Here is a 9,224-nt window from a genome sequence, read left to right on the forward strand (position 1 = left end):
AAAAGAGGGGATTAGATGAAAGAAAATAAATTAATAGATTGGCCCACGTTTATCGGGGCATTATCGTTGTTGCTTTTAGTAGCGGTTCCACTTGTTCTGTTTCCAGATCAAGGTGAAACCATTGTCCTAGCTGCTAACAGTTTTATAACTGAAAAATTTGGTTCGTTATATTTAGTATTAGGTTTCTCTGTCTTAATCTTTCTCATTTATATTGCATTTAGTCGATTTGGGACGATTAAGCTAGGGGATACTCAAGTTAAACCTGAGTTTTCTACCATCACATGGGCTGCGATGCTTTTCTGTGCAGGGATTGGCTCCAGCATTCTTTATTGGGGAGCCATCGAATGGGCTTATTATTATACTTCACCTCCCTTTGGTGTAGAGCCAAAATCGAAAGAAGCGATTCAATGGGCTGCCACTTACGGAATTTTCCACTGGGGTCCAATTGCATGGGCCATTTACTGCTTACCTGCCCTTCCGATCAGCTATTTCTATTATGTGAAGAAAAAGCCTGTCTTAAAAATCAGTGAAGCTTGCCGTCCTGTCATTGGCAAGTTAACAGATGGACCAATAGGTAAAATCATTGATGTGTTATTCATGTTCGGCTTGCTCGGTGGAGCTGGTACTACTCTTGCATTAGGTGCTCCTCTTATTGCATCTGGTATTCAAGACCTAACAGGTATTAACCCTTCCATGACATTAAATACAGTGATTTTACTTATTTGTACATTGATCTTTGCTATGAGTGCTTATTCCGGTTTACGGAAAGGAATAAAAGTTTTAAGTGATATTAATCTCTGGCTAGCATCTTTCTTTCTCATTTTTGTTTTTGCGGTAGGGCCTACTGTATTTTTAGCAGAAACGACATTAAATAGTGTCGGCTTTATGTTGGACCATTTTTTCCGCATGGCGACGTGGACAGAGCCTTTTAATGATTTAGGGCCATTTGAACGGACCGGATTTCCGGAATCTTGGACCGTGTTTTATTGGGCTTGGTGGCTTGTGTATGCCCCATTTGTCGGGTTATTCGTCACCAAAATTTCACGCGGAAGAACGATACGGGAAATGATTCTTGGAACACTGATTTACGGTACGATCGGCTGCTTATTATTTTTTGGAATTCTCGGTAATTTCGGTTTATACTTAGAGCTTACAGGGCAATATTCGGTTACGGAAGTACTCAATCAGCAAGGTGCCCCTGCAGCCATTATGGGAATTTTAAGCCAGCTGCCGTTAAGTAAACTAATTGTAGCGATCTTTACCGTACTAGCGATTATCTTTTTAGCAACAACATTTGATTCAAGCTCTTACATTTTAGCTTCTGTTGTTCAAAAAGAAGTCGTTGATGAGCCAATTCGCTGGAACCGTCTATTCTGGGCTTTTTCACTCTCTATTCTACCATTGACGTTAATGTATATAGGTGGTCTATCAACATTACAAACTGCTAGTATTGTTGGAGGATTTCCATTAATCGCCATTACAGTGCTTCTTTCTATTTCATTTATCAAAAGTGTAAGAGAACATTTCATAGAGGAAAAACGAAAAGATCGAATAAAGGAGAAAAAAGTTTCTTAAGGTCTTGTCTCGATCATCGGAAGATCTGTTCTTAGTATTCGTACATTAAATTTTTACGCTCTTGACAGAATTCCGACTTATCGATAGAATGGAAAACAAAAATAATCCGAGGGATGAACGTTTCAACCTTATACGTCATGAGGATACTTTAGCATACAGTTAATATTGAAAAATTGACTGTATGAAAAAGTATTCCTTTATGATAAGGTTTAAGATTGAAATAAATCGGTATATTTCTGATCCTAGATAACTAGGGGAAATATACTGTTTTTTTGTTAATTGGGAGGAATTTATGAACAAGACAAAAGGATTCGTCGAAGCGGAAATTAGTAAAGCATTAACTCACTGGGAAAAGGATTTCTTAGGACGTGGTTCCGTATCCGTTAAAACGGATATATTAAGAGATATGATCATTGTTACATTGCAAGGAATTTTAACACCAGCAGAATATTCTGTTTGTAAAACGCAAGAAGGGATAACAACGATCAAACGGACTCGTGCCGATTTAGTAGAAGCGGGTGTCCAAACCTTAAAGGAAATTATTCTTAAATTAACCGGCGAGGAAGTAAAAAGCTTCCATACAGATTTAAGTACCCGTACAGGTGAACGAGTCATGGTTTTTAAATTATTTCATAATTTAGAAAAAAAGTTTCTAAAATAATTAAAAAAAAGGAGGACTCGAAGACCGAGTCGACTCCCTTTTTTCATTATCCAACTAAGCTTTTCTTTTGTTTTAGCTTCATCAGCATATCTTTTGTCATTTTTTCGATATCATATTCCACTTTAAAGCCCCATTCTTCCTTCGCCGCTGTCGCATCAATTGAATTTGGCCAGCTTTCTGCAATCCTTTGCCGTACTGGATCCACCTCATAATTGAGCTTAAATTCAGGTATATGCTTGCGAATAGCTTTCGCAATATCTTCTGGTTCGACGCTCATAGCTGTTACATTGAAGGCATTGCGGTGCTTTAATTTGGAAGCGTCAGCCTCCATTAATGTTAAAATCGCATTTAAAGCATCTGGCATGTACATCATATCCATATATGTCCCTTTAGCAATATAAGATGTATAGGCCCCCTTCTTTATTGCCTCATAATATATTTCCACCGCATAATCCGTTGTTCCACCGCCAGGAGGTGTTACGTAGGAAATAAGTCCTGGAAAGCGGAGACCTCTTGTATCTACAGCAAATTTATAATAATAGTAATCACATAAGAGCTCCCCAGCTACTTTATTTACCCCGTACATTGTTGTAGGACGTTGAATTGTATCTTGCGGTGTATGATCTTTTGGTGTCGTTGGACCAAATGCCCCGATAGAGCTTGGGGTAAAAAATTGACATCTAAGCTCTCTGGCAACCTCTAGGGCATTTACAAGTCCTCCCATATTTAAATTCCAAGCAATAAGCGGTTTGGCTTCGGCTGTTGCCGAAAGCAGTGCAGCTAAGTGAATGATTGTATCCACATCATATCTTTTAGCGATGTCAAACATCTTTTTAGCATCCGTCACATCAAGAAGCTCAAATGGCCCAGATTGTGTGATTTCATGATCAGATTGGCGAATATCTGTTGCAATCACGTTTTGTTCGCCATATATTTCACGCATTTTTACGGTCAGTTCTGAACCAATTTGTCCGAGAGCTCCTGTAATTAAAATCTTTTTCATGATGATTCCCCCAGATTTTCTTACGAAGTTCCTTTCCCATTGCTTGTAGCCGTACAATCTCAATGATATTCACAGGCGGCCATTAGGAAATAACGCCTAATTCTTTACCAACCATTTCATAAATCGCAATGGCTTGATCTAACATTTCTTTTGTATGGGCAGCCGTTGGCATATTTCGAACACGTCCTGTGCCTCTAGGAACGGTTGGGAAGACAATCGCTTTCGCATATACGCCCTCTTCATTAAGACGTTTACTAAATTGCTGCGTTTTCACTTCATCACCAATAATACATGGGGTAATAGGTGTTTCGCTTTCGCCAATATTAAAACCTAATTCTTTTAAGCCTTTCTTTAAGTAATGACCATTCCCCCAAAGACGATCTTGTAATTCCGTACTATTGGATAAAATATCAATCGCTTTTATACAAGCAGCAACATCAGCAGGCGTTAAAGCTGTTGAGAATAAGAACGGTCTTGAACGAACTTTTAACCAATCAATTAATTCTTTTTTCCCAGCAACGTATCCACCAACTACACCAATTGCTTTCGATAACGTACCAATTTGGAAGTCGATTTTGTCTGATAACCCAAAATGCTTGACTGTTCCAGCACCATTCCCTAATACTCCAGAGCCGTGCGCATCATCCACATACGTAATTAAGTCAAATTCCTCGGCAATTTCAACGATATCCGGCAATTTTGCGATATCACCATCCATCGAAAAGACACCATCTGTAATGACCATTATTTTTTTAAACTGTCCGGATTCTTTTGCTTCTTTTGCCTTCTTTCTTAAATCATCCATATCGGAGTGTTGAAAACGAATAATTTTAGCTTTTGAAAGACGGCACCCATCGATGATCGAAGCATGGTTTAGTTCATCGGAAAGTATAGCATCCTCCTTGTCCATTACAGCTGAAATAGCTGCCATATTACAATTAAATCCTGATTGATAAGCAATCGCTGCTTCCGTATGTTTAAATTCCGCTATTTTTTCCTCAAGCTCGACATGGAGCTTCAACGTACCATTAATTGTGCGAACAGCACCAGCTCCAACACCATATTGGTTAATGGCCTCAATGGCTGCTTTTTTTAATCGATCATCCGTTGCTAGTCCTAAATAGTTATTAGATGAAAGGTTGATTAACTCTTTTCCATCTATTTGAATGACAGGACCGTTAGGGCTTTCAAGCGGATCGATGACATTATAAAGCCCTCTTTCCTTTAAATCTTGCAAATTTTCCTTTAAAAAACGATCTAAAGTGTGGCTGGACACAAAAATTCCTCCTTTTATCTTTTCCTTCTGTTCTATTCAAAAACACAACTGTCTTTTCATAGAGGACTAATTATTTTAAAAAACCCTTTCATATCAATATATTTCATTATTATCTTATCATAATAATACAAAAATGTTTACATACAAAGGACACATTTTAAAGGAAATATATAGTTTTTTTAATTTTGTCCATTTATACGACTCACTATGTATTTTCTCAATTTGCGACCATGTCAAATAAAAAATGAGGGGAACCAAAAAAGGGGGAAAATTCCTTTTTGATGGCCCTCCTCATTTCATGTAGGATCTAATAGCTTTTCATTTCTTCTAACTGTGACAAAATGTTTTCTTCCAGCTTTGTTACTTTTGAAAAATCCATTGCTTGAACATAAATGTTTTCTAATTGATTATGAAACGTTTTAGCTTGAGCAAGATACGCTGTTCCTTTTTTCATCGTGTCTGCATATTTTGTCGAAATTTCCTCTAATTTTTCCTTATATTTTTCATCTGTTCCTGGTGTTATACATTCTTTATACATATCAATGATTTCGTCATGCTTTCTATTTGGGAAATATTCATGTGGTGGAGTACTATCAAAAATAGCAAAATCTAATTCCCTAACAATCACCATATCAAGACTCTTTGGATCAAAGCCACAATGATAAATTTCTACATCGAAACCTTTTTCGATTGCTGCATGAGCAATTTTCTTAAGCATTGTTGACTTTCCAGAGCCAGGTCTCCCTTTAATAAAATAACGCGATTTGACATTTTCAGTTAAATTTTCTATAAAATCAACAGGCCCTTTTGGTGTAGCTGCTCCTAAAAATCGGTGCTTCACAATGGAGGATTTTTCCGCAGCATGGTTTTTAAAAAACTTTTCAATTAGTGTTCTCGTCAATTCATTAGCTTTTTCAAAGTCCATATTTTCAATATAAATCTTTTCCCAATCATCATGAATTTTTAATGCTTTTGCAAATGTTTCATAAGCTAGCTTGTATAAATCTCCTATTTTTTCCTTAATCTCTAATATCTCGTTCTTATGTTGAACTAATTTTTTGGAGTCCCAGGCCTCACCTAAATTTACATATTCCTCAATCGCCCCTGGTGCTTTTGGTTCGATCACATGAGGAGCTGTTCCATCCACAATGCCAGCTTTTAGCTGCGGTATGATGACACCATCAATCGATTGAAGATCCGAAGCACAATGAATTAACTCAATGTCAAACCCTTTATGCACCCAATACTGTCCAATATTTTTCATTAATGTCGACTTTCCGGTCCCGGGCCCGCCTTTTAAAATATAAATTCGATTTAGACTATTTAGATTGGATTCAAAAAGATTATAAAAGCCGCGAGCTGTATTTCCCCCTGCATAATAATTGTAAATCGTTCCAATCATCATAACACTTCCTTTATAAAAATTCTTGATCCTATTTATTAATTTATGCAGGGATATTTAGTAGGTGTATGCCCAAATGTTGGTTTCACGTAAAACCATTTCATCATAAGGCATGCCTTATCATCATGTCGCACGTCTCACTTTTCATGAACAATGTTCGTTTGACTTATTTCCTTTCTCTTTTTCACTAATGAATAAAAAAGAAGGCTGATAAAAATCAATAATTGCATGACAATGAGCAGAGCATCCCAAAAATATATACTATTATTGAACAAAAATAAATGAGGTATTGTTTTCTTAAGTGTAAATATCATTTGTGGAATATAATAAAAGATAAACAATGTACACGTAATCGTTACTCCTGTTATATAAAATAATGCATAAAGCTTCACCATTTTTTCTTCTTCTTTAAAAATTTCTGTTTTCTCTACTTGTTTCATGATCGGCAGCCATTTACTTAACCACTGTTTTCCATTTTCCATTAAGTTATAGCATCCTGACCAATTTTCAACAACATAATACAAATCTGTTTTCATATAAAAACAAAATTGAAATAATGTTCTAATAAATATATCTAACACAATTACAGCCAAGATCTTCTCATTAGGGAAGAATAATTGGGCTATTAGAACACAAAATAATATCACTTGGTCAAAACACATGCCCGCTAAATATAGAACATAACGTTGATTTTTCCGTAAAGACCATGCTTTAGATAAGTCTGTTTCAAAAACAACAAAAAATAAGCGGTGTCCTATTCCCATTTTCGTTGGGAGATCATATCCCCGCGCTGCTAATACATGACCAAACTCATGAATGATAACCGTACAAAAAGTAATCATAAGCCAAACAAGTATATTTAAATTCATGACATCAAAAACGAAGAAATCCTTGTATGAAGGGAATAGATGTGGTTGAAAGATAAAAAGAAAAACATTCAAAATTAATAGGACACCATATCCATTTAACATGAAACGGTTAAAAAAGAATTGACCAACTTTTGGTGAAATCCATAAAAAGCCTTCTTTTTTTTCGATGTGACGATTTTTATGAATGATTTCTCCATCAATTTCTTTAACGAGGTCCAATTCGATTAATTGATTCGCAAAATCGAGTATATCAACTTCTTCTTCTTGGTATGTCGTTTTTAATTTTTCCTCTATTTCACCTAATGAAAGTCCTTTTTCCATCAGTTGAATGGCATCAACGCAAATCTGCGGCATTTCGTAAAATTCACCAGAGGCAACGTCTTCTACAATATAATTTTTTTGATCTAGTTGAATGTTTAACGGACATAACGTTAATTTCGTTTGCAATGTAATCTCCATTCTCTAATCCCCTTTATAGGAAAAGGGACGCTAATTGTATTAGCATCCCCCTTTTCGTATAATTTGATCAAATTAATGACGCCAACCGCACCACCAGCAAGTCGCTTTTACTTTTTTTAGCTTGCGGATTTTCATATAATCACCTCCCTGTCTAGGATAAAAGACCATCTTTTAAAGAAATAATTTTTGAGTTTTCATGCCAAGGATAGCGGTTATAAACTTCGACCCATTGTGGGTATACCTCTTGGAATAATTCTACTAATCTTGGATCAAACTGAGTTCCTTTCCCTTCAATCACTCGTTTATAGGCTTCATCAAGAGGTAACGCTTTACGATAAGACCTTGAAGACGTCATCGCATCAAAAGCATCGGCAATAGCTGTAATCCGTGCTACAAGTGGAATACGATCCCCTGCCAATTGATCAGGGTACCCCTTTCCATCCCAGCGTTCATGATGATAACGAATAATATCGATATCGATATATTGGCTTAACCCTTCAACGTTTTTTATAGCCTCTGCACCGACGACAGGATGGGTTTTAATAATTTCATATTCTTCATTTGTCAGCCGTGCAGGTTTCGTCAAAATTTGATCAGGAATATGTACCTTGCCAATATCATGTAATAAACAAGAATAGTTAAAAGCTTTTAGTTCTTTTTTCGAAAACTTTTTCGTTGCATTTGCTAGGATGAGGGCGTATTCTGCGACACGCTCACTATGCCCTCGTGTATATGGATCTTTCAGCTCAAGTATTGCAATAAGCCCTTTCACCATTTTTTTTAATTGTTGATCATATGTTTCACTTACCGTATTCACATATCCTTGGAAACGGTTTAGTAAAATAAAAGCCACTATGGACAATACAACTAAAAGAACAATAGGCAGAAACACAACAGCCGTTTGCAAAACAAGTCCAATAATACAATATTTCACAATTAAACCCAAAAACACTAGTTGAAAATAGCGTTTGTTTACAAAAATCGGACTAAACAAAATGAAAAATACTTCAACAACATTTCCACTTTCATATTTTAGATCACTATCAGCGTAAATCATCATATCATTAATAATATTAATCACAACATAGCTAATAAAATATAAATACTTAACGGGAAAAGGATTTTGATTTTTAATATAGTAAACCGCAACCGGCAGTAAGGCGAATAAAAACAAATAAATCCAAAAGCCCAATCCATCTTTTGGAAATCCGATCCCATCAGAATGACTATAAATTGGCAAAAAATAATAATAAAAAATATCAAAAGCAATACTAATTGTATAAAAAATCCATAAAAACAATTTGATAGATCGTTGTTCTTCACGAATTAAGGCAGATCCGATCATTTCTTTTTTCATATAGTTGTCCCTCTAAGCTTGATGATTTTTATGTATTATGACTCTAATTTTAAAAAACTTATTCCCCATCGTTTTTATCGGCAGATCAAAATAAACATTTAGAACGAAATCAAAATTCGAGACTTTTTGCTTACTATATTGAAAAAATAACCTAAATCACAAAAATTTTTATTTAAAATAGTTCATAAGCACTATATAAATTGAAATTTTGTTTTACATCAAATTTGTCGTAAATATACAAAATACGGGATGATATGGACTCAACACAAGCTTTTCTGCCTCTCCCCTCGAACAAGAACGCCAGCGGGCAAATGTATTTGCCCGCAAAGCGTTCATTGTTCGAGGCGGGCATGCTAAAGCATGCCCGTCGGCAAGCAAATAGCTTGCCGACTGAGGCAGAAAAGCGAGGGATAGAGTGCTGTTGATTGGATCATTAACACACCTGTACGAAACCAATAGCATGGAAATTCTTTGCTACAACTTATATATATATACCAAAAAACTAGTTAAAAATACCCGTTTTTTTTCTTAGACGGCACAACCAACACAATAAATTAGTTGTGCCTTTTCCATTTCTCTTCAATAGTGTTTAAATATTCATTTGGTTCTTTTTTGAATCTTC

At 35.8% G+C, this 9,224-nt stretch carries 7 protein-coding genes; 2 read left to right on the forward strand and 5 right to left on the reverse strand.

The window, feature by feature from the left end; all coding sequences use genetic code 11:
* Positions 1-15: 15 nt before the first annotated feature.
* Both J2S06_RS08770 and J2S06_RS08775 read left to right on the forward strand, forming a co-directional pair.
* The gene (locus tag J2S06_RS08770) at positions 16-1,575 is read left to right on the forward strand and encodes a BCCT family transporter (RefSeq protein ID WP_419152034.1); all 1,560 of its coding nucleotides are present in this window, start codon (positions 16-18) and stop codon (positions 1,573-1,575) included.
* Positions 1,576-1,867: 292 nt separating this feature from the next.
* Positions 1,868-2,236, forward strand: a complete 369-nt coding sequence (locus tag J2S06_RS08775) for a Na-translocating system protein MpsC family protein (RefSeq protein WP_044894925.1) — start codon at positions 1,868-1,870, stop codon at positions 2,234-2,236.
* A gap of 46 nt (positions 2,237-2,282) precedes the next feature.
* On the opposite strand, the gene J2S06_RS08780 is transcribed toward J2S06_RS08775, so the two are convergent.
* From J2S06_RS08780 to J2S06_RS08800, 5 genes are all read right to left on the reverse strand, one after another.
* Positions 2,283-3,239, reverse strand: coding sequence for an L-threonine 3-dehydrogenase (locus J2S06_RS08780; protein WP_419152035.1), 957 nt, complete (start codon positions 3,237-3,239; stop codon positions 2,283-2,285).
* A gap of 82 nt (positions 3,240-3,321) precedes the next feature.
* Positions 3,322-4,515, reverse strand: a complete 1,194-nt coding sequence (locus J2S06_RS08785; protein WP_419152036.1) for a glycine C-acetyltransferase — start codon at positions 4,513-4,515, stop codon at positions 3,322-3,324.
* Positions 4,516-4,822: 307 nt separating this feature from the next.
* Positions 4,823-5,917: a PRK06851 family protein gene (locus J2S06_RS08790; RefSeq protein WP_044894928.1), complete on the reverse strand. Its 1,095-nt coding sequence runs from the start codon at positions 5,915-5,917 to the stop codon at positions 4,823-4,825.
* Positions 5,918-6,054: 137 nt separating this feature from the next.
* On the reverse strand, positions 6,055-7,245 hold the full coding sequence (locus tag J2S06_RS08795; RefSeq protein ID WP_419152037.1) for a zinc metalloprotease: 1,191 nt from the start codon (positions 7,243-7,245) through the stop codon (positions 6,055-6,057).
* Positions 7,246-7,396: 151 nt separating this feature from the next.
* Positions 7,397-8,602 (reverse strand): HD-GYP domain-containing protein, encoded by a 1,206-nt coding sequence (locus tag J2S06_RS08800; RefSeq protein ID WP_419152038.1) that lies wholly within the window; start codon positions 8,600-8,602, stop codon positions 7,397-7,399.
* Positions 8,603-9,224: the final 622 nt, after the last annotated feature.

It is taken from the genome of Bacillus alveayuensis, from assembly GCA_030812955.1.
In the GTDB taxonomy this organism is placed as follows: domain Bacteria; phylum Bacillota; class Bacilli; order Bacillales; family Aeribacillaceae; genus Bacillus_CB; species Bacillus_CB alveayuensis.

Coding starts and splice junctions, on each gene's coding strand:
- J2S06_RS08800 (WP_419152038.1), bottom strand. CDS start 8,602: ATGAAAAAAGAAATGATCGGATCTGCCTTAATTCGTGAAGAACAACGA.
- J2S06_RS08775 (WP_044894925.1), top strand. CDS start 1,868: ATGAACAAGACAAAAGGATTCGTCGAAGCGGAAATTAGTAAAGCATTA.
- J2S06_RS08790 (WP_044894928.1), bottom strand. CDS start 5,917: ATGATTGGAACGATTTACAATTATTATGCAGGGGGAAATACAGCTCGC.
- J2S06_RS08795 (WP_419152037.1), bottom strand. CDS start 7,245: ATGGAGATTACATTGCAAACGAAATTAACGTTATGTCCGTTAAACATT.
- J2S06_RS08770 (WP_419152034.1), top strand. CDS start 16: ATGAAAGAAAATAAATTAATAGATTGGCCCACGTTTATCGGGGCATTA.
- J2S06_RS08780 (WP_419152035.1), bottom strand. CDS start 3,239: ATGAAAAAGATTTTAATTACAGGAGCTCTCGGACAAATTGGTTCAGAA.